We start from the raw sequence: 18,778 nt of genomic DNA, 5'->3' as shown, positions 1-18,778 counted from the left end.
ACGTTAATTCGGGATCAGAGGTTGGCATGGGCGTGGAACGGATCGGACGACGAACTCTGCTGCTCGGAGCGGGGGCGCTGGCCTTCACGGCGGCGTGCGCACGCGGGACGTCGGAGTCCGAGAAGCCGACGGAGACGGTGGTCGTGACCACCGCGGCAGGAGCGGTGCGCGGCGTGCGGCGGGAAACCGGCGCCGCCTTCCTCGGCATCCCGTTCGCGCAGCCGCCGGTGGGCGCGCTGCGGTTCGCCGCGCCGGTGCCCGCCGCCGCGTGGGCCGAGACCCGGGACTGCACCACGTACGGTCCGACCGCTCAGGTCAAGCAGCTGTCCGAGGTGACCGCGATTCCGGAGCCGTCGATTCCCGGCGACGACATCCTCACGGTGAACGTATTCACCCCGAAGCCGGATCCGGACGCGAAACTGCCTGTGCTGGTGTGGATTCACGGCGGCGGGTTCGTGGCGGGCAGCCCGGCCAGCCCCTGGTACGACGGCGCCGCGTTCAATCGCGACGGCGTGGTACTGGTGTCGGTCGGGTACCGCCTGGGCATCGAAGGCTTCCTGCATCTCGACGATGCTCCCGACAATCGCGGCGTGCTGGATTGGATCGCCGCGCTGGCCTGGGTGCGCGACAATATCGCCGCGTTCGGCGGGGATCCGGCGAAGGTGACGATCGCGGGCCAGTCCGCGGGCGGCGGCGCGGTGTGGGCGCTCATGAACACCCCGTCCGCGAAAGGTCTTTTCCGCGCGGGCATTTCGGAGTCCGGCGCGGTCACCCAGCCCAATGATCGCGCCACCGCGCTGGCCATGTCGGCCCTGTTCACCAAGCGCACCGGCCTGCCCGCCACCGCCGCGGCGCTGCGGGACCTCAGCAAGTCCGGGTTGCAGGACCTCCAGGACAAGCTGCGCATGCCCGGACCCGACAGCAGCGCCGCCACCCTGCTCGGCTTGGCCCCGTGGGCCGACGGCACACTCATCCCGGCCACCAGTGCCGACGTGCTGAAATCCGGTGCGGACCAGGATGTTCCGCTCATGCTGGGCTTCACCGCCCACGAGTTCAATGCCGCGCCGCTGGCCGGGGAACGGCCGCCGGTCACCGATACCACGCTGCCCGCCGCCCTCGGCGCGCTCGGTTTCGACGCTTCCCATGCCGCCGACTGGCACCTCGCCTACCCGGGGCTGTCGGCGGATCAGCTTGCGGGACAGGCGCAGAGCGATGCCGTGATCCGGATGCCGTCCTACCGGGTGGCCGAGATGCGGGCGGGCCACGGGCAGCCCACCTGGCTGTACGAGTTCACCTGGACCTCGAACGCCTCGGAGTATCAGGGCATGTCGTTCCACTGCCTCGACGTCCCCTTCGCCTTCGACCTGCTGCGGGCGAAAGGCGTGACCGCGGTGACCGGTGAGCATCCGCCGCAGGCGCTGGCCGATGCCATTCACCGGGCGTGGGTCGCTTTCATCAGCAACGCCGACCCGGGCGCCGGCTGGCCTCGCTACACTCTCGACCGGCGCGAGACCATGATCTGGTCGGATTCGCCGCACGTCCAGTCCGATCCCTTCGCCGCACAACGCCCGATCTGGCTGCGCTGATCCCGCGGGCTACCGTGGAGCAATACGCGTCGAGTCGAATCGTGGATAGGTGGGTCGGTCAATGCAGGTGAAGCGCTGGATCGCACCGGCCGCGGTGGCCGTGGCCTGTGGGCTGTCGACCGTCACGGCCGCACAGGCCGCGCCGGGTGACACGCAGGCCGCGCTGGGCGGCGGTTCGGGGCTGGTGCTGGGCCAGGGCGGCCACACCGCCAAGTGCAGCCTGACCACCATCGGCTACGACGCCGCCGGGCGACTGGTCGGCTTCACCGCCGGGCACTGCGCCGAGGCCGGCACCCCGGTACACGGCGAGCAGTTCCCCGACGCCGGGGTGGTCGGGGTGGTCCGCGCCGCGGACGCGCAGCTCGACTACGCGGTCATCGAATTCGATCCGGCCGCGGTCACCCCGCTGCGCTCGTTCGACGGCACCACCATCGCCGGGTTCGCGCCGACGCCGCCCGCCTGGAGCGTGGTGTGCCAGAACGGCCGGACCAGCGGGCACGCCTGCGGCGTGGTGTGGACGTCGAGCCCGGTGGGGCTGCTGGAGCAGGCCTGCTCCAGCTACGGCGATTCGGGCGCGCCGGTCACCATGGGCGACAAGCTGGTCGGCATGATCTCCGCACCGCTGATCAGCGACACCCGCAATCTCCGGTTCAGCTGCACCGACGCCAACAATCCGCTGCACTCCCCCGTCATCGCCGTCGCGTTCGACACCGTGCGCGCCGCGGTCGACGCCGGCAAGGGCGTCGGCAGCGGCTTCCAGCCGGTCTAGGACCGCACGACGCCCCGGAAATGACGAACCCGGCCGCACCCTGCACGGCCGGGTTCGAGATCCGGAATCCGATCAGGCCGAACGGGTTTCGGCCGCGACCGGAGCCGCCTTGTGGGCGCCGCGGCGGAACCGCAGCACACCGTCCTCCAGCGGAGCCTTGCGCAGCATGGCGCGGTCGCGGAAGTAGTTGTTGATCACCAGCCACGGCCCCCGGGTGCCCTGACGCGGCATGACGCCGTCACCGCGCTGGATGTAGCCGGAGGTCAGCGCGCCGCCCATGAGCGACGCCTCGGACCGGTCGCCCTCCTCGGGCACCGCGACCACTTCGCTGAAACCGTTGTCGCGCATGTGGTTCAGCAGGCGGCAGAAGTACTCCGCGGCCAGGTCGGCCTTGAGGGTCCAGGAGGCGTTGGTGTAGCCGAGGATCACCATCATGTTCGGGACGGTGCCGAGCAGCGCGCCCTTGTAGGCCACCAGATCCCGGGTGGCGAGGGTCTGCCCGTCCACCTCGAGCGCCGCGCCGCCGAGCATCTGCACGGTGAGGCCCGTCGCGCTGACCACGATGTCGGCCTCGATCTCCTCGCCCGAGGACAGGCGGATGCCCTTCTCGGTGAAGGTCTCGATGGCGCCGGTGGCGATCGACGCCTCGCCGCGCTTCAGCACCTTGAACAGGTCGCCGTTGGGCACCACGCACAGGCGCTGGTCCCACGGGTTGTAGCTGGGGGTGAAGTGCTTCATGTCGATCTTGGGACCGACCTGCGCGCGCACCGCGGCCAGCATCAGCTTGGCCGACAGCTTCGGGTTGGTGCGCGAGAGCTGGTAGCTGGCCCGCTGCAGTCCGATATTGCGCGCGCGGCCCGCCTTGTAGGCGATGGCCGCGGGGATCTTGGCCAGCTTGAAGCCGACCGCGACCGGGTCGTCGGCGGGCAGCGCGGCGATGTAGGTGGGCGAACGCTGCAGCATGGTGACGTGCGCGGCGTCCTTGCTCATGGCCGGGATCAGGGTGATGGCGGTGGCGCCACTGCCGATGACGACGACCTTCTTGCCCTGGTAGTCGAGATCCTCGGGCCAGTGCTGCGGGTGCACGATCCGGCCGCCGAAGCTCTCCTCGCCGGGGAAGGTGGGCCGGTAGCCGTTGTCGTAGTCGTAGTAGCCGGTGCAGCCGATGAAGAAGTCGCTGGTGTAGGTCTCGGTCTCGCCGGTGCGCTCGTCGAGCACCTCGACGGTCCAGATGCTGTCGTCGCTGGACCAGGAAGCCTTGGTGACCTTGCGACCGAAGCGGATGTGGTCGGTGACGCCGTATTCGGCGGCGGTGTCCTCGATGTACTGGCGGATGTGCGGTCCGTCGGCGAGCACCTTGGTGCCGTGCCAGGGCCGGAAGCCGTAGCCGAAGGTGTACATGTCCGAGTCGGATCGGATACCGGGGTACTTGAACAGGTCCCAGGTGCCGCCGATGGCGGTCCGGCGCTCCAGGATCAGGTAGCTGCGCCCGGTCTTCTCCCTGGTCAGGTGGCAGGCCATGCCGATACCGGACAGGCCCGCGCCGATGATCAGTACGTCGACATGCCGCGTCATGGGGGAACTCGCTTCTGGTCGCGCCCGGACACCGGCGTCCGGGCGTACCGAGTATTACATGTTATTCGCGGTAACGTCTACCATCGGCTGGGTCAGGCCGCGCGGACCTGGCCCGGCCGATCCGGCTCCGAGCGGTAGCGGGTGGTCGGGCCGCCGATGCCGAGGGCATTCCAGACCCGCTTGGACACCGGGTTCAGCAGCCCGATCTTCTTGGCCAGCGACCGCACGTCACCGAAGAAGCCCGCGAAGGCCTCCTTCGAGTCATCGGAGCCGAAGAACACCTCCTTGCGAACCTCGCTCGGAATGTCGAACTCGCGGAAGAAGGCGCGCGGCGGTACCAGGATGGCCCGGCCGCCGATCCACATGACGATCGGGAAGGCCAGCGACAGCACGAACTTGTCGAACGGGTTCGCCTGCGGCACATGGTGTTCCAGGAACTCGTGCGCGAAGGAGATGTGGCGGGCCTCCTCGGCGATGTGAATCGCCATGACGCCGCGCATGATCGGGTGGATGTCCTCGCCGGCGCGCAGGATCGCCTTCTGGATATGGTCGATCGGCTCCTCGCCCGACAGCACGGCCATGAAGAACAGATTCGGGAAGACCGAGGCCAGCGGCGGCACCAGGTAGGTGAGCTGCTTGAGGATCGTGCTCATGCCGGGCACGTCGATCCCGATGCGGTTCACCATCTCCTGGAACATCAGGGTGTGGTTGCACTCCTCGATGACCTCGTGGGTGCAGTACCGGAACTCCGGCGAGCCATTGGGCAGCTTGAAGGTGTGCTGCACCATGCCGCCGATGAGCAGGGTCTCGAACTGCAGGCCGACCTTGGCGATATTGGCCTGCCGCCACAGACCGATGGCGATCTTGCGCGCCTCGGACTGGGCCTGATACCAGGGATGCCGGGCGAACATGTCACCGGAGACGGGCAGGATCCAGCGCTTGTCGTCGGCCTTGACCTCGAAATCGGGGTGGTCCCAATCGATATCGGTGAAGGGATCGAAATTCTTGTCGACGGACCCCTGCGAGAGCAGCATGAGCTTGTCGGCGTACTGCCGGGCAAGCGCGACCGTGGGGTCGTCCGTCGCATGTGCTGACGTCATTGTCAGAGCCTCTTTCGGAAATGGACCTAAGTATCTGTAATCCATGGTTACGCGTACATTGGCGCCGCGTCAACAGGTACCGACCAGTAGGGTTCAACTCCAGAAGAGCGGACGCAGTCCCCAGGCCTCGAATTCGGCTCCGACCAGCTCGCGAAGGGCTTCCCGAGTCGGGAAACGATCCGGATCCGCACCAGTGATCGCGAGGGTGACCGTGTCGCCGTCGCTCGACCAGGACAGGTTCAGGCCCACCTCCACACGACGGAACAGATCGGTGTCGGCGGTGCAGACCACCGGGCGCATGAGCACCGAGCGGGCGCGTACCCCCGCGATGGTCGCCACGCCCTGACCGGTCGCGCCGAGATTCGTGCACAGGCACTCCGGGGCCTTGGCCGTGCGGGAGAAGAAGCCCAGGACGAACTTCGGCAGCATCATCTGGACCGGCTGGAGGTGTTGCAGCGCGGGGGTGGTGGCCGGATCGGAGTAGGCGCGGGCCGCCTGTTTGACGGCGGTCCGGACCTGACGCAGATCGGTGCGCACGCCCGCGCGGTAGGGCACGGCGATGGGCAGGCCGGTGGTGGCATTGCCGCGGGGATCGTCGAGGCCGCGCAAAGACTGCGGAATGTCGACCCGGACCTCGGCGCCGTCCTCGATCCGACCGCTACGGCCGAGCAGGCCGACGGCGACGCCGACCATGAGGCCGTTGTCGGTGCCGTCGTGGGCGGCGGCGACGGCATTCCATTCGGCCGCATCGACTTCCACGACGAGGTCGGCGGCGGAGTGGCGTTCCGGGAGCGGCAGCCGCGGTGCGGCGGGGCGCGGGTTGCGGTCGGGCTCGCGGACGTCGCGGGCCTCGAACGCGGCGCGGACACCGCGGGCGGCGGCGCGCAGCTGGCCGACGGCGTCGGCGAGGTGCGCGCGGAACAGGCCGCCGGTGGGGATCGAGCCCACCAGACGACCCGAACTCGTCGCGATATCCGGCGCGTCCCCGGCGTCCAGGCGGCGCAGCGCGTCACCCAGCGCGTAGAGCACCGCGCCGCCGTCCGCGCCCACGTGCGAGGTGACCAGGGACAGCAGGGTGCCCCCGGAGGTGGTGGGCGCGGCCGACAGTCGCCACACCCGGCCCGTCACCGGGTCGAACTCCACCTTGCTCTGTTCGAAAAGCCAATCCAGGACCCCTGTTTCGGGTACCGGCCGCTGGTGCACGGCCAGCGGTTCCGCCGTCGCGGCCGACACCCACCACGGCCGAGCGAAGGGCACCGACGTGGTCATCACCCGCCGCGCCAGGAAGCCGTGGGCGAGGTGCGCGTGCAGGCGTTCCAGCGCAACGGGATCCAGCGGTTCGTCGAAGCGCCAGGCCAGCTGGTTGACCAGCGCGTTGCCGTACAGGTCGTGCAGTTTCAGGAACAGGTCGTCGTCGGCGGTGAGCCGGTTCAGCACTGCGGGCATGACGATCTCCGGATCACTGGGCACGCAGGGTGCGAACGGTCAAGGGCGCGAAGACGATCGCGACGACGAGCGCGGAACCCACCGACCAGGCGAAGTCGGAGCCGACCGAACCGGACTCGGCCAGGGTGCGCACCGCCGCCACCAGATGCGAGACGGGGTTGTAGTCGGAGACATGGCGCAGCCAGGTGGGCATGGCCGCCTCCGGGACCAGGGCATTGGAGGCGAAGCTGGCGAAGGTCAGCACCAGCATCGACATGCCCTGCACGGCGGCGGGTTTGGCCACGGTCACGCCGATGAAGGCGAACAGCCAGCTCATGGCGGTGGTCGCGAACACCACCAGGGCCGCGCCCGCCACCAGGCCCAAGGGGTGGTCCGGCCGGTAGCCCATGCCCAAGCCGACGAGCAGCACCATGAGTGCGGCGATGACGTAGCGGGTCGCGCCCGCCAGCAGGCCGCCGGCCACCGGCGCGAAGCGGGCGATCGGCATGGAGACGAAGCGGTCGAAGACGCCCGAGCGGATGTCCTCGGACAACTGGACTCCCATGGCGACCGAGGAGGTGAGCACGATCTGCACCAGCACACCGGGAATCAGCGTGGGCAGGTACGCGTCCAGGCTGCCCGCGATGGCCTTGCCGAAGACGCTGCCGAACAGCAGCGGACCCACGATCGGCAACAGCACGGCGTCGTACAGCAGCTGCGGGCTGTGCCGGAAGGTCAGCAGGCCGCGCTGGGCCATGAACAGCGACTGCGCCAGACCCGCGCGCAGGCCGACCCGGGTGAGGCGCGGCTGCCGGGCGATGCGGGCGGTGGGGTGCAGCAGCACCGGGGTGTCGGACAGGACGGTCATGCGGTCCGCCTTTCGGCCGGAGGCGTGGTGCGGGCCGGGCGCCGGGTGAGCGCCAGGAACACCGAATTCAGGTCGGGGCGTTCGACCCCGAAGCCGCGCAGGCGGATCCCGGCGTCGCGGCAGGCGGCGACGATGTCGGCGGCGGCGTCAATATCGGTGAGCGGCACCGCCACGGTGGCGGGGTTGTCGCCGTGCAGAGGCGCAGTGCCGGTGAGTCTTTCAACGACAGCGTCGGTCAGCGGGCGCTGCGCGGGATCGGCCAGGTCGAGGCGCAGCATCTCCTCGCCGATGGAGGACTTCAGCTCCCCCGCCGTGCCCTCGGCGACCACGGTGCCGTGATCGATGACGGCGATCCGGTCCGCGAGGGCGTCCGCCTCCTCGAGGTACTGCGTGGTGAGCAGGATGGTCGCGCCGCGCCCGACCAAGCCGCGCACCACCGACCACATGCGTTCGCGGGTGTGCGGGTCCAGGCCGGTGGTGGGCTCGTCCAGGAAGATCAAGGGCGGCACCGTGATCAGCGTCGCCGCCAGATCCAGCCGCCGCCGCATGCCGCCCGAGAACGATCCCACCCGGCGGTCAGCGGCGGCGGTCAGCTCGAACTCGTCCAGGAGTTCCGCGGCCCGATCCTGCGCCCCGCGCCGGCCGAGGCCGAGCAGCCGCCCGAACAGGCGCAGGTTCTCCCACGCGGTCAGGTTCTCGTCCACAGCCGCGTACTGGCCGGTGAGACCGATCATCGACCGCACCGCGGTAGCCTGCGACACGACATCGTGCCCGAAAACCGTCGCGGTGCCGTGTGAGGGCCGCAGCAGGGTGGCCAGCATCCGCACGGTGGTCGTCTTCCCCGCGCCATTGGGCCCGAGCAGCGCGAACACCGTGCCCGCGGTAACCGTCAGGTCGACGGCGTCCACCGCGGTCATGGATCCGAAACTCTTGCCGAGTCCCCGTGTCTCGATGGCGATCTCACCGCTCATCGCACACCTCCGATCATGGTCGAAGCCGATAGTTCCCCCGGATCGAGGACTGCCCGCGGCCGCTCCGGCGACAGCGATTCGACGACATCCGCCGCCCGCCGCACGCCGTCGTCCCGGAACCGGGCACCGTAGACCGCGGCCCGCATCCGAACCTCCGGCGCGGTCGCCCGGATCAGCAGCCGCTCCAGCCGATTCGCGGTCAGACCCGCGAAGGTCGCGGTGGCTCCCAATCCGAGCGCCGCCACCTGCCTGCCCCAGTACGGCTGGTCCGCCTGCACCGAGCAGATCACCGAGGGCACGCCCGCGCGCAGGGCGGCCGCCGTCGTTCCGGCCCCGCCGTGATGCACGGCCGCGACGCACAGGGGCAGCACGGCCGGATGGTCCACCTGACCGACCACGGCGAGCTGATCGCCGATCCGGCCACGAAACATCGTTCCCACCAACAGAACTCGCAGTCCCATGCGGCGACCGGCCTCCCGGACCAGGGCCTCGACCGCCACCGGGTCGGCGACCGGCATCGATCCGAACCCCGCGTACACCGGAGCCGGGCCCGCGATCAGCCACTCGGCCAGCTCGGGGTCCAGCCCGGCGGTGGTCACGCCGTCGGCAGCCACCGGGAACCCGGTGAACGGCGCGTCGGGCAGCTCACCGGCCAGCCCGGGGAACAGTTCCGGGTCGTAGGCCTGGATCGCCGTGTACGAGGGGATCTTCCGCCCGCTCTCGCCCGCCGGGGCGGCCGACTCGCGGAAGGCGAGGGCGCAGGGAGCCAGCGCCCGGGCGCGGGCGGCGGTCAGGGTTCGCCAACCCGTACGGTTCACGGGGCGCGGTATCCGCCCACCCCACCCCGACGGCACCACCGGGACGCTGCCATTGGGAAGGATGGGAAAGAAATGCATGGCCGCGAGCGGAACACCGTGTTCGCGGGCGACTTCGGCGGCGGCTTCCTCACACGCCATGCCGGTCACCAGGACATCGTGCCCACCTGTGACAGCGAGCAGATCACCTGCCGCTTCGGCGAATCCGCGACGTTGTAGATCCAGCACGGCGCGCACGCGCTGGACCGGGTTCGGGTGCCGGAAGCGCCGATCATCCCGTTGGGCGCGCAGCAGTTCGTCGCTGTCGAGGCCGAAGGGCACGGCCGGAACGCCGCGGCGCTCCGCGAATTCCACCAGATTGGGCGATACCGCCACGGTTACGTCATGACCGCGGCCCAGCAGTTCGCGGCCGAGCAGCACGCCGGGCTGCGCGTCACCCCGGCTCCCGGCGAAAGCGAGCAGAATCTTCATGTCGCCCTCCGCATCCTGTCGCTCGACAACTCCCCGAGCGCGTCCACGCGTCACACCTGCGCCGGAGTCGGGACCCGCGAGGGCACAGGGGCGGGCGCGCGGTCGTGCACGGTCGGCGGAAGCGCGAAAGGCGCTCGCGCGGCCGCCGTTCGGTCACCGTGGTCACCGGGACCGGCGAATTCGCGCATGGCGCGGGTGAATTCGGCGAGGAAGCGGTCCATCTCGACCTCCGGGAAGGTGGCCGGGAAGCGGGTGGAGAGGCGGAGGCCGTCGGTGGCTCGGACGATCCAGAAGAACACCTCGTCTGGCGAGTAGGACTCGGAGCGGAGGGTGTGGCCACGCAGGGATTCGACGAGTTCGTGGTCGGGTAGGGCCCGGATGTCGAGGAACGAGATGCCGAAGCGGGGCTCGTCGGTGCAGTTCAGGAGTTCCAGGACGCGGGCCCAGGTGGCGTCGTTAGCGGTACGGGAGCGGCGCAGGGCCGTACGCGTCGACTCCAGGGCGCAGTCGAGATCCAGGTCGGGAGCGAGGGTGAGGTCGAGCGGGACGACGTTCACGAACCAGCCCATGGATTCGAGCCAGCGCAGGTCGGGCCGGGTGGCGATGGGCATGATGGCGCGCAGCGAGATGTAGCCGAAGGCCCGGCGGTAGGCGATGGCGAGCGCGGTGAAGACCGCCACCGAGAGGCGGTGGCCGCGCTCGGTCACCCCGCGTTCCACCTGCTCGAGGTCGCTGAGCGACAACAGCTTTCGCGACACCGAAGTTTGCGGGAGCGCTGCCGGCTCGCCCCCGCCGACGACCGTGCCCGTCCCCACGCCGGGAACCACACTCGCCCTGCCCTCGGCGGTGATCGCGGGTTCGAAGCGGGGCAGCATGCCGCCGGAGCCGTCGAGGAAGCGCTGCCAGTAGCGGACCGCTTCGCAGTCGGGGGTGAGGGCGGCGGCGGTGTCGCGTTCCCATTGGGCGAAGTCCGCGGCGCTGCCGAAGGTCGGCGATTCACGGGGCGGCTCGCCGCGGGTGACCTCGGCGTACAGGGCGCGGAGTTCGAGGATGACGATGGCCTGCGAGTAGGCGTCCAGGACGGAGTGGTCGGCGGCCACCAGGACGGTGAAGTCACCGGTGTCGGCGTGCTCCACGGTGGCGAGCAGGCAGTGCGGCCACTGGAGGGGCGAGAGTTTCGATTCCAGTGTGGCGGTGAGGTATTCGTTGATCGCGCCGGATCCGGTGACGCCGTGGATCGGTTCGGCGGTGACGTCCACGTCGGCGGCCGCGCAGACCAGCCGCTCGGGTTCGGGGACGTCGTGGCGGGCCAAGGTGGTGCGCAGGCCCTCGTGGCGGACGTGCCAGCGGCGCGTGGTCTCGCGCCAGTGCGCGGCGTGGAACGGCGCGTCCATTTCGAAGATGGTTCCGATCCAGCGGCCCCGGCCCGGTCGCGGGTCCGCGGCGTCCGTCGCCCGGCAGTGGCGGACGTGCACGCTGGTCAGGGGCCGGGCGTCGGCGGTCCACGCCGCGCCGGGGGCCAGTTCGGCCCGCCACAGGGTGAGTGCGCCCGGGCGTACCGCGAATTCGGATAGGTGGGTGTAATCCATGACCGTCTCCCTCATCGAGACTTCGCCGGTGCCGGTGCGGCCGTTCGATTTCCGTAAATAATTCACGGTGCGCGAAACCAGCGCGATCGAACCCGTTTCTGAGCTATCCGGCGAATTAGAAGCTATTGAATGGTGATATGCCGGTCGACGGCGATTCGGCACATCGGAATCCCCCCGCCAACTGTGCTGTCGAGCACTATTTCCCGGCGGACCCGGTGCCCACGGCGGCGCTACCGGTTCCGAGCTGCGGCAATATCGATTGTTCGGGGGCCGGGCTCACACCGGCAGGGGTGTCACCGCCCGCTGGTGCGGCGGTGGCCAGGACGGGCACGAGCAGGGGCACGGCGATTCCCGCCAGCAGGACTGCGGCCGCACGAGCCGATCGGAATGCAGACATGGCCCGATTTCCTTTCACCTTCATCAGGACAAGTGCGCCGAGAGCGGCGACTTGGGTGGACAGGTCCGAATTGCGATTGGCGACGCTGCCGAGGATTTTCACCCGATGGGTAGATGACCTGCGATCCCAAGAAAATCATCTACCGACCAACTCCGCAACCAGCCTGATCGCAAACAATTGGTTAACGGACTGTTCTCACACCCTTCCACTGTGCTTCAGGCCACTGCACCGGTGGAATTCGCCTCCACTTCACATTCGGCCGCCGACCGCCGCCAGGGCCCGGGCGGAAAACGAGTTGCTCGCGGGTACCCGATTTCTGGGATCCTGGGCTGGTGAACGCAGGGGAAATCACCGTCGAGTTCGCGCCGGAGCTGCGCGTGTTCGTCGGTCAGCGGGACCGCACGCCGGTCCGGGTGGACGGCACCTCGACGCTGGGGCACGTGGTGGAGTCGCTGGGTGTGCCGCTCACCGAGGTGGGCACGGTCCTGGTGGACGGCGAATCCGCTGCCACCGGCCACATTCCGCGCGGCGGCGAGAAGATCACCGTGTCGGCCGTGGCTCGCCCGCAGGTGTGCGCCGAGCCGCTGCGCTTCCTGCTCGACATCCATCTCGGTACCCTGGCCCGCCGCCTGCGCCTGCTGGGAATCGATGCGGCCTACGAGAATCCCGATATCGGCGACGCCGCGCTGGCCTCCCGTTCCGCCGCCGAGCAGCGGGTCCTGCTCTCCCGCGACCGCGGCCTGCTGCGGCGTCGCGAAATCTATTCCGGCGCCTACGTTTACAGCCACCACCCGGCCGAGCAGCTGGACGACATCCTGTCGCGCTTCGCCCCCCGCCTGGCCCCGTGGACCCGGTGCACCTCCTGCAACGGCGCGCTCCGCCCCGCCGACCCGGCCACGGTCCGCGACCGCCTGCCCGACAACACCGGCCAGAGCTACGACACCTTCGCCGAGTGCGTCGACTGCGGCCAGACCTACTGGAAGGGCGCGCACCACGCGCGGCTGGACGCCATCGTGGCCGACGCATTGGCCAAATTCGCCTGATCGATCCAGGACCGTTGTGTCCTGGCCCACAGTCGCCTACGCTCCTCTGACACTGACCGGTCTCACACAGTCCGGCCGGTGCAGGGAACGGAGGGACCTCGATGCGGAGGATTCGGGTGGGTCGGCGCGCGCTCGCGGCGGCACTCACGGCGGTCGTGCTGGCGGCCGGATCATGGACGGCCGCAACGGCTTCGGCCGAGGATCCGCCCGGTCCGGAACCGACGGCCCAGTCCCGCTACGGCGACACCGGCCCGCACCCCGTCGCGACGAACGCGCAGGTCGGTCCGTGCCAGGCGTCGATCGTCGGCTTCGTCCAGAACGTGGCCGTCCACATCTTCGGCAATACCGACGACCTGACCTGCACCGCGGCCTTCCCCAACGGCCTCGACTCCCCCGCCGGTGTGAACACCTACTACCCGGCCGATATCGCCGAGCTGCCGAGTGCCCCGCTGATCGTGCTGACCGGCGGCATCGACGCCAATCCCGGCATGTACGACCGGCTCGCCCGGCAGTGGGCCGGCCAGGGTTTCGTCGTCACCATCCCCTACGAGTGGTTCAACTCGCTGGCCTATGTCCCGGCCGCGGGCCTGGCCTTGGGGATCTGGTCGAACCGCGATCCGGCCTCGCCCTTGTTCGGCAAGGTCGACCTCGCGCACACCGTGTTCGCCGGGCACTCCGCCGGCGGCGGGGCCGCGCAACAGCTGGTGCCCATGCTGACCCCGGTGGCGGGCCTCATCGATCCGGCCCTGCACGTGGCGGGCGTACTGGCCATCGAACCCGGGCCGATCGCCCTCGGCCCGCTACTGACCGTCCCGACGCTGTATCTCACCGGCGTCAACGATTTCGTGGTCCCGGACTTCGCCTGGGTGCGGTGGTGGCAGTACAACCTGACCTGGAACGCCCCGGCCTGGATCGCGAATGCCCGTGGCGTGAGCCACTTCTCGCCGGTCGACGGGACGGACGCCTATCGCTCGTCCGGCACCGCCGTGGCGTGGCTGCGCTACCTGGGCTTCGGCGATCCCGACGCCGCCCGCTACTTCGTCGGTCCGGACTGGCTGCTGCGCGAGGACAAGACCTACTTCAGCGTGGACCGCAATGCGCTCGCCGACTCCGTGCGGTGACGGGGGTCAGCGGGCGCGGGCGGCGGCCGCGGCGGCGTCCAGGCGCGCACCGAGGGCCTTGACCTGGTCGCGCAGGACTTCGATGTCCTCCACCGGAACTCCCACCAGATCCAGCACGGTGCGGATCATCTGCTGCGCGCCCTGCTGGAGTTCGCGGCTGGACTCGGTGGCGTGCAGGACCACGGCCCGGCCGTCGGTGGCGCTGCGCACGCTCTCCACCAGGCCGCGCGCCTGTAGTCGCTGGACCAGCGGGGAGAGCGTGCCGTAGTCGAGGTGTACCTGTTCGCCCAGGTCCTTCATGGCGATGCCGGGACGCTCCCACAGCGCCAGCAGCACCAGGTATTGCGGGTAGGTCAGGCTCATATCGTCCAGGAACGGCCGGTAGGCGGCGGTCATGGATCGCGACGTGGAGTACAGCGCGAAGCACAGCTGGGCATTGAGCGAGAGCAGCGCGTAATCGATCTCCTCGTCCGCTCCGGCCCCAGCGGGTGCGGAAGGCGGATGTTCTTGCATTACTGCACTGTACTGCGGACCGTGACGAGCACGGCGTCCGTGGCCGCCCGATCGCCGACGGTGATGCGGATACCGGTGGGATAGGACTTGACGTGGATGTCCGCGCCCGCCAGCGCGGTCGCCACCCGATCGGCCTCCGGGCCGGGCAGGGTCAGGTAGGAGAAGTTGGCGTAGCTGTCGGGCACCGAGAGGCCGAGCGCGCGCAGTCCGGTGGTGAGCCGGTCGCGGTGCGCGGCCAGGGTCGCGACCCGCGCCTCGATCTCGGATTCGGCCTCGTAGCAGGCCCGCACCGCCACCTCGGCCAGCGCGGTCATGCCGAAAGGCAACTGCCAGCGGGCGATTCGCGCGATCAGCCGCGGGGCCCCGAGCGCGTAACCGACCCGCAGCGCGGCCAGACCGTACGCCTTGGAGAAGGTGCGCAGGACGAGCAGGTTCGGATGTCGATCCAACAGCTCGAACACGTCGATGCGATCGGTGTCCGACACGAAGTCCACATACGCCTCGTCGAGGACCACGGTGACGGTGTCCGGAACTTCCTTCAGGAGATTCTCGAATTCCCTTGCCGGAACCAGTGTTCCGGTGGGGTTGTGCGGACTGCAGACCACCAGCAGCCGGGTTCTCGCCGTGACCGCGGCGGCCAGCGCCGGGAGATCCTGGCACCCGGACTCGGTGAGCGGCACCGCGATCGGCCGCCCGCCCGCCATGCTGGTCAGGATGGGGAATCCGTCGAAAGTGGGCGTCGCCATCACCACCTCGGCGCCACCGGCGCCGAATTCCTGGACGATGTGCATGATCACGCCGGTCGCGCCCGCGCCCACCACGATCCGATCGGGCGGGCAGCCGAGCCGTTCGGCGATCAGCCCGGGCAGGCGGCGCGGCAGGAATTCCGGATACCGGTTGGCCGAGGCCAGCGCCGCGCTGAGCGCCTCCTGCACCGAGGGCGGCGGGCCGTAGGGAATCTCGTTGAGCTGCAGCCGATGTCCGGCCGTCACCAGGGGGCTCACGGCGCCGCCCCGCTCAGCGTCCGCCCCAGCGGAGGGCGGCGGCCCCCGCGAAATCGCCCGCGTGCGCGAAGCCCGCGAACATGACCAGCGATCCGGCCGGCACCCGGCCCTCGTCGACCGCGCGGTCGAAGGTGACGGGAATGCCCGCGCCGAACAGGTTTCCGCAGTCGTCGAAGGTGTCGGGATGCCGTTCCTGCGGCAGTTGCAGGGCGTCCCGCCAATTGCGCAGGAAGGCTCTATTGGGCTGATTGGTGACCAATAAGTCCAGGTCCTGGGTGGGCACGCCGATCCGGCCGCACACCGCCGACGCGACCTCGGGGACCAGCCGGTTGCCGCGCTGCAACACCTTGGCGATCTTGGATTCGGTGAAGCCGACATGCATCTCGCCGCTGCCGGCCTCCCAGTAGCGGCGCGGCGGGTCGGCGATCACCGTCATCTGCCCGGCGAATTCGGGCAGGTGGCGGGTCTCGATATCGAGAATCGGCGAATCACCGGATTTCACCAGCAGTCCCGCGCCCGCGCCGTCGCCCGGAATGGCGGCCTGCGCCTTGCCCCGCACCTGCTCCTGGGTGAAGACCTGACCGGCCACGTTCTGGATGGTGACCACCAGCGCCGAGCGGGCGTCCGACGACAGCAGGATCTGGCGGGCCAGCTTCATGCCGTACACGAACGACGCGCAGCCGCCGTTGTGCAGGTCGATCAGCCACTCCGGGGCGATGCCGAGCCGGGCCGCCACATCCCCGCCGCTGCCGACGATGCCGATGTCGGGCAGCTGGGTGTGCACGATCAGAATGTCGATGCCGCGCAACACGTCCCGGCCGTGCCGGTCCAGGATCGGGGCGACCGCGCGCTCGGCCATATCGGCCGGGGTCTCGCCCGGCGCGACATGGCGGCGGAACTTGGGGGCCTTGAACATGAGGTTCGCGGTGACCTCGTCCGGGTCGGCGTACTGGGCGAAATAGTCGGCGGAGACGATGGTCTCGGGCAGGTACCCGGCGACATCGAGCAGGCTCACGGTGTCGGCGCTCATGATCAGTCCATCCATTCCGGCTTGATCGGCTGCCCGGCGGCATGCCGGTGTTCGCAGATCGCTTTGAGATTGCGCAGTTCCAGCAGGTGCCCGGCGGCGAAGAGGTGCCAGAAGTCGCCGACCCACACCGGGCGGCCCTCGGGCGCGGACTCGGGGTAGGCGTTGTCCTCGTAGAAGGGGTGGTGGCAATTGGTCCAGGTGACGACCGAACCCGGCTTGTTCAGCACCACCTGCGCGTCCACCACGCGCATCAGGTAGACCATCCACAGGTGGTCGGCCTGGTCCCAGGCGCAGTGGTAGTCGACGGTGCGGGCCTCGGGGTTGGCGACGGTACGGGTGAAGATGCGGGTGTGCGAACCGATGCGGTCGTCGGACACCCACACCTCGGGATCGGCGGTGCGCTCGAAACCGCGCATGCTGTAGGTCCATTCGCACAGGCTGCGGGTGTCGGCGAGGTAGGCGTACACCTCGTCCGGCGGCGCGGCCACGTATTCGGTGACGGTGCAGTACTGGCCGTAGATCTCGTCGTGCGGGTACACGGCGCGGGTCATATCGAGGACCAGCGGCATGCCCTCCTTGAGGGCCATGGTCTCGATGCGGTACACGCCCGGCACATCCAGCTCCGGGACTTCGATCGGCTCGTCGGCGACGGTCTCGGTCATGCGAAAGACTCCTTCAGGAATGGTGCGAACGGTGGGATCTCGTCCGGGTCACACTGCAGTTCGATGAAGGCGGGCCCCGGTATTGCCCGCGACTTGTCCAGGGCCTGCTCGAATTCGGGGAGGGTGCGCGCGGTCCAGGCCGGGAGCTCCGGGTACAGGGCGGCGACGCCCGCGCCGATCTCCGACGCGCGGAATCTGTTGAAGCTGTACTCGCCGGAGTAGAAGACCTGCTCGCGGGTCACGCACATGGCGTGGGCATTGTTGTTGAACACGATGAAGGTGACCGGCGCCTGGTACTCGACCGCGGTGTGCACCTCGTGGCCGTGCATGAAATACGCGCCGTCCCCGGCGATCACCACGGTGCGGCGGCCCCGGCCCAGCGCACAGCCGATGCCGGCGCCGAACGCATAACCCATACCGCCCATGCCCAGCGCGATGAGAAACCGTCCGCCCTCGGGGATTCCGAGGTGGTGCACGACGGCCGCGCCGGTGTTCCCGGCGTCGGCGACCACATCGATGCCGGCGTCCAGTGCCGCTTCGATGGCCGCCACGGCGGGGCGGTACCGGACGCCGGGTCCGGACGCGGGCGGCACGGGCAACTCGGGGAGCGGAAGGCGATCGGGTTGTGCGCCAGTGGATCCCGGCTCGAGGTGCGCGCCCTCGGTCCCGTGGATCGAATTCGCGACACCGCGCAGCGCGGCGGCCAGCGGACCACGCGCCTCGGCGTGCACCGGGACGAAAGGCTGCTCGATCCCCAGGTACACGACCCGTGGGCAGGCGGCGAGGGCGGCATCCAGGCCGGCGCGGGCGGTGAGCGAGAGCGGGGCTCCCACCAGCAGGCAGAGTTCCGCCTCCGACACCAGGCGGGCCGCGTTCGGATGACCCATCACGCCGACCACACCGGCGAAGCGGGGATCCGCGTTCGAGTACGCGTCCTTGGCGTCCGGGGCGACGAGGACCGTCGCATCGAGGGCCCGCACCACGGTCGCCAGTTCGGCACGCGCGTCGGCCGCGGCGACCTCGGGTCCGGCGATGACTACCGCGTGACTTCCCCGCGGCAGCGATGCCAGCAGGTCCACGACGTCATCGGGCAGCAGCTCCCCATCATCGGACTGCTCCGCGGCAGTGGCCTGCGGTTCGGCCGTCACCTCGTCACCCTCGACGATCGGAGTCGCCTGAACGTCCTTGGGCAGCAGCAGGACAGCCGGACCACCGGCCCGCGCCGCCGCGATCGCCCGGTCGAGCTCCACCGAGATGTCCTGCGGTCGGCGAACTTTCACGCAGTAGCGGGCGACCTGGGCGAAGAGCCGCTCGGCGTCGATGCGGCCGGGCACCCCACTGGTGTCCTGAAACGCACCCCGGCCCTCCAGCCCCAGCGGCGGCTGACCCACCAGGGCGAGGACCGGGACCCGCGAGTCGAACGATTCCGCCAGGGCCGCAAGCAGATTCATGGCACCGCCGCCGGAGGTCGCCACCACGACACCGAGCCGGTTGGTGGCGCGGGCGTAGCCGTCGGCCATGGTGGCCGCGCCGAACTCGTGTTTGGCAATGATGCCGGTGAGTTCCGGATGCCGGTGCAGGGCGTCGTAGACGTCCTCGATATTGGCCCCGCCGACGCCGAAGACGTGGTCGGCGTGGATCGCGAGCCGTTCGACGACGAGGTCGGCGACGGTTCGGGCCGTGCGTTCGCTCTGGTTCACGATCCCCCGTTCGTATTGCCTTGTCCGCGATGCATCGCACACAAGGTAACTGGCCGGAACGAACTCGATCAATGTGTCTCAGGTCACACACTTGCCCGAAAGATGCTGCTGTACAGGCGTTTTGGTCATGCGAAGACCC

Annotated in this window: 17 protein-coding genes; 4 read left to right on the top strand and 13 right to left on the bottom strand. The window is 69.6% G+C overall.

What is annotated here, in order from left to right; genetic code table 11:
* Window positions 1-26 precede the first annotated feature (26 nt).
* Entirely contained in the window at window positions 27-1,586 is a 1,560-nt protein-coding gene (locus ABZ382_RS30390) for a carboxylesterase family protein (RefSeq protein WP_357095990.1), read from the top strand.
* 61 nt (window positions 1,587-1,647) lie between these two features.
* Window positions 1,648-2,355 (top strand): hypothetical protein, encoded by a 708-nt coding sequence (locus ABZ382_RS30385; RefSeq protein ID WP_357095987.1) that lies wholly within the window; start codon window positions 1,648-1,650, stop codon window positions 2,353-2,355.
* A 72-nt stretch (window positions 2,356-2,427) separates the two neighbouring features.
* On the opposite strand, the gene ABZ382_RS30380 is transcribed toward ABZ382_RS30385, so the two are convergent.
* From ABZ382_RS30380 to ABZ382_RS30345, 8 genes are all read right to left on the bottom strand, one after another.
* On the bottom strand, window positions 2,428-3,930 hold the full coding sequence (locus tag ABZ382_RS30380; protein WP_357095984.1) for an NAD(P)/FAD-dependent oxidoreductase: 1,503 nt from the start codon (window positions 3,928-3,930) through the stop codon (window positions 2,428-2,430).
* A gap of 92 nt (window positions 3,931-4,022) precedes the next feature.
* Window positions 4,023-5,030: a diiron oxygenase gene (locus ABZ382_RS30375; RefSeq protein WP_357095981.1), complete on the bottom strand. Its 1,008-nt coding sequence runs from the start codon at window positions 5,028-5,030 to the stop codon at window positions 4,023-4,025.
* A gap of 93 nt (window positions 5,031-5,123) precedes the next feature.
* Window positions 5,124-6,476, bottom strand: a complete 1,353-nt coding sequence (locus ABZ382_RS30370; protein WP_357095979.1) for a hypothetical protein — start codon at window positions 6,474-6,476, stop codon at window positions 5,124-5,126.
* 13 nt (window positions 6,477-6,489) lie between these two features.
* Window positions 6,490-7,323 (bottom strand): ABC transporter permease, encoded by an 834-nt coding sequence (locus ABZ382_RS30365; RefSeq protein WP_357095976.1) that lies wholly within the window; start codon window positions 7,321-7,323, stop codon window positions 6,490-6,492.
* Window positions 7,320-8,294, bottom strand: coding sequence for an ATP-binding cassette domain-containing protein (locus ABZ382_RS30360; protein WP_357095973.1), 975 nt, complete (start codon window positions 8,292-8,294; stop codon window positions 7,320-7,322). Before ABZ382_RS30360 ends, ABZ382_RS30365 begins: the two co-directional genes overlap by 4 nt.
* On the bottom strand, window positions 8,291-9,580 hold the full coding sequence (locus ABZ382_RS30355) for a nucleotide disphospho-sugar-binding domain-containing protein (protein ID WP_357095970.1): 1,290 nt from the start codon (window positions 9,578-9,580) through the stop codon (window positions 8,291-8,293). The genes ABZ382_RS30360 and ABZ382_RS30355 overlap by 4 nt, the downstream gene beginning before the upstream one ends.
* A 50-nt stretch (window positions 9,581-9,630) precedes the next feature.
* Entirely contained in the window at window positions 9,631-11,169 is a 1,539-nt protein-coding gene (locus ABZ382_RS30350) for a condensation domain-containing protein (RefSeq protein WP_357095968.1), read from the bottom strand.
* Window positions 11,170-11,365: 196 nt separating this feature from the next.
* Window positions 11,366-11,566 carry a hypothetical protein gene (locus ABZ382_RS30345; RefSeq protein ID WP_357095966.1) on the bottom strand — a complete coding sequence of 67 codons (201 nt, stop codon included), beginning with the start codon at window positions 11,564-11,566 and terminating at the stop codon, window positions 11,366-11,368.
* A 332-nt stretch (window positions 11,567-11,898) separates the two neighbouring features.
* Between ABZ382_RS30345 and ABZ382_RS30340 the strand changes: the two genes are divergently transcribed.
* Both ABZ382_RS30340 and ABZ382_RS30335 read left to right on the top strand, forming a co-directional pair.
* A complete protein-coding gene (locus ABZ382_RS30340; protein WP_357095963.1) occupies window positions 11,899-12,609 on the top strand; it encodes a Mut7-C RNAse domain-containing protein in 711 nt (236 codons plus the stop codon).
* A 101-nt stretch (window positions 12,610-12,710) separates the two neighbouring features.
* A complete protein-coding gene (locus tag ABZ382_RS30335; protein WP_357095960.1) occupies window positions 12,711-13,730 on the top strand; it encodes an alpha/beta hydrolase in 1,020 nt (339 codons plus the stop codon).
* Between the two features lie 6 nt (window positions 13,731-13,736).
* Here ABZ382_RS30335 and ABZ382_RS30330 read toward each other — a convergent pair whose 3' ends face one another.
* From ABZ382_RS30330 to ABZ382_RS30310, 5 genes are read right to left on the bottom strand one after another with little or no spacing between them, the layout of a single operon-like run.
* Window positions 13,737-14,243, bottom strand: a complete 507-nt coding sequence (locus ABZ382_RS30330) for a MarR family transcriptional regulator (protein WP_357095957.1) — start codon at window positions 14,241-14,243, stop codon at window positions 13,737-13,739.
* Complete coding sequence (locus ABZ382_RS30325) at window positions 14,243-15,247, bottom strand: aminotransferase class I/II-fold pyridoxal phosphate-dependent enzyme (protein ID WP_357095955.1); 1,005 nt, start codon at window positions 15,245-15,247, stop codon at window positions 14,243-14,245. The genes ABZ382_RS30330 and ABZ382_RS30325 overlap by 1 nt, the downstream gene beginning before the upstream one ends.
* A 13-nt stretch (window positions 15,248-15,260) precedes the next feature.
* Entirely contained in the window at window positions 15,261-16,277 is a 1,017-nt protein-coding gene (locus ABZ382_RS30320; protein ID WP_357095953.1) for a 3-oxoacyl-[acyl-carrier-protein] synthase III C-terminal domain-containing protein, read from the bottom strand.
* Window positions 16,278-16,279: 2 nt separating this feature from the next.
* A complete protein-coding gene (locus ABZ382_RS30315; RefSeq protein ID WP_357095951.1) occupies window positions 16,280-16,939 on the bottom strand; it encodes an SRPBCC family protein in 660 nt (219 codons plus the stop codon).
* Window positions 16,936-18,639 carry a thiamine pyrophosphate-binding protein gene (locus ABZ382_RS30310; protein WP_357095949.1) on the bottom strand — a complete coding sequence of 568 codons (1,704 nt, stop codon included), beginning with the start codon at window positions 18,637-18,639 and terminating at the stop codon, window positions 16,936-16,938. Before ABZ382_RS30310 ends, ABZ382_RS30315 begins: the two co-directional genes overlap by 4 nt.
* Between the last annotated feature and the right edge of the window lie 139 nt (window positions 18,640-18,778).

The organism is Nocardia sp. NPDC005825 (assembly GCF_040630175.1).
Taxonomy (GTDB): domain Bacteria; phylum Actinomycetota; class Actinomycetes; order Mycobacteriales; family Mycobacteriaceae; genus Nocardia.
Note: the sequence above shows the minus strand (reverse complement) of the source record. Positions and strands in the feature narration are given on the sequence as shown.

Coding starts and splice junctions, on each gene's coding strand:
- ABZ382_RS30370 (WP_357095979.1), bottom strand. CDS start 6,476: ATGCCCGCAGTGCTGAACCGGCTCACCGCCGACGACGACCTGTTCCTG.
- ABZ382_RS30360 (WP_357095973.1), bottom strand. CDS start 8,294: ATGAGCGGTGAGATCGCCATCGAGACACGGGGACTCGGCAAGAGTTTC.
- ABZ382_RS30375 (WP_357095981.1), bottom strand. CDS start 5,030: ATGACGTCAGCACATGCGACGGACGACCCCACGGTCGCGCTTGCCCGG.
- ABZ382_RS30365 (WP_357095976.1), bottom strand. CDS start 7,323: ATGACCGTCCTGTCCGACACCCCGGTGCTGCTGCACCCCACCGCCCGC.
- ABZ382_RS30345 (WP_357095966.1), bottom strand. CDS start 11,566: ATGTCTGCATTCCGATCGGCTCGTGCGGCCGCAGTCCTGCTGGCGGGA.
- ABZ382_RS30385 (WP_357095987.1), top strand. CDS start 1,648: ATGCAGGTGAAGCGCTGGATCGCACCGGCCGCGGTGGCCGTGGCCTGT.
- ABZ382_RS30320 (WP_357095953.1), bottom strand. CDS start 16,277: ATGAGCGCCGACACCGTGAGCCTGCTCGATGTCGCCGGGTACCTGCCC.
- ABZ382_RS30380 (WP_357095984.1), bottom strand. CDS start 3,930: ATGACGCGGCATGTCGACGTACTGATCATCGGCGCGGGCCTGTCCGGT.
- ABZ382_RS30330 (WP_357095957.1), bottom strand. CDS start 14,243: ATGCAAGAACATCCGCCTTCCGCACCCGCTGGGGCCGGAGCGGACGAG.
- ABZ382_RS30350 (WP_357095968.1), bottom strand. CDS start 11,169: ATGGATTACACCCACCTATCCGAATTCGCGGTACGCCCGGGCGCACTC.
- ABZ382_RS30355 (WP_357095970.1), bottom strand. CDS start 9,580: ATGAAGATTCTGCTCGCTTTCGCCGGGAGCCGGGGTGACGCGCAGCCC.
- ABZ382_RS30315 (WP_357095951.1), bottom strand. CDS start 16,939: ATGACCGAGACCGTCGCCGACGAGCCGATCGAAGTCCCGGAGCTGGAT.
- ABZ382_RS30335 (WP_357095960.1), top strand. CDS start 12,711: ATGCGGAGGATTCGGGTGGGTCGGCGCGCGCTCGCGGCGGCACTCACG.
- ABZ382_RS30390 (WP_357095990.1), top strand. CDS start 27: ATGGGCGTGGAACGGATCGGACGACGAACTCTGCTGCTCGGAGCGGGG.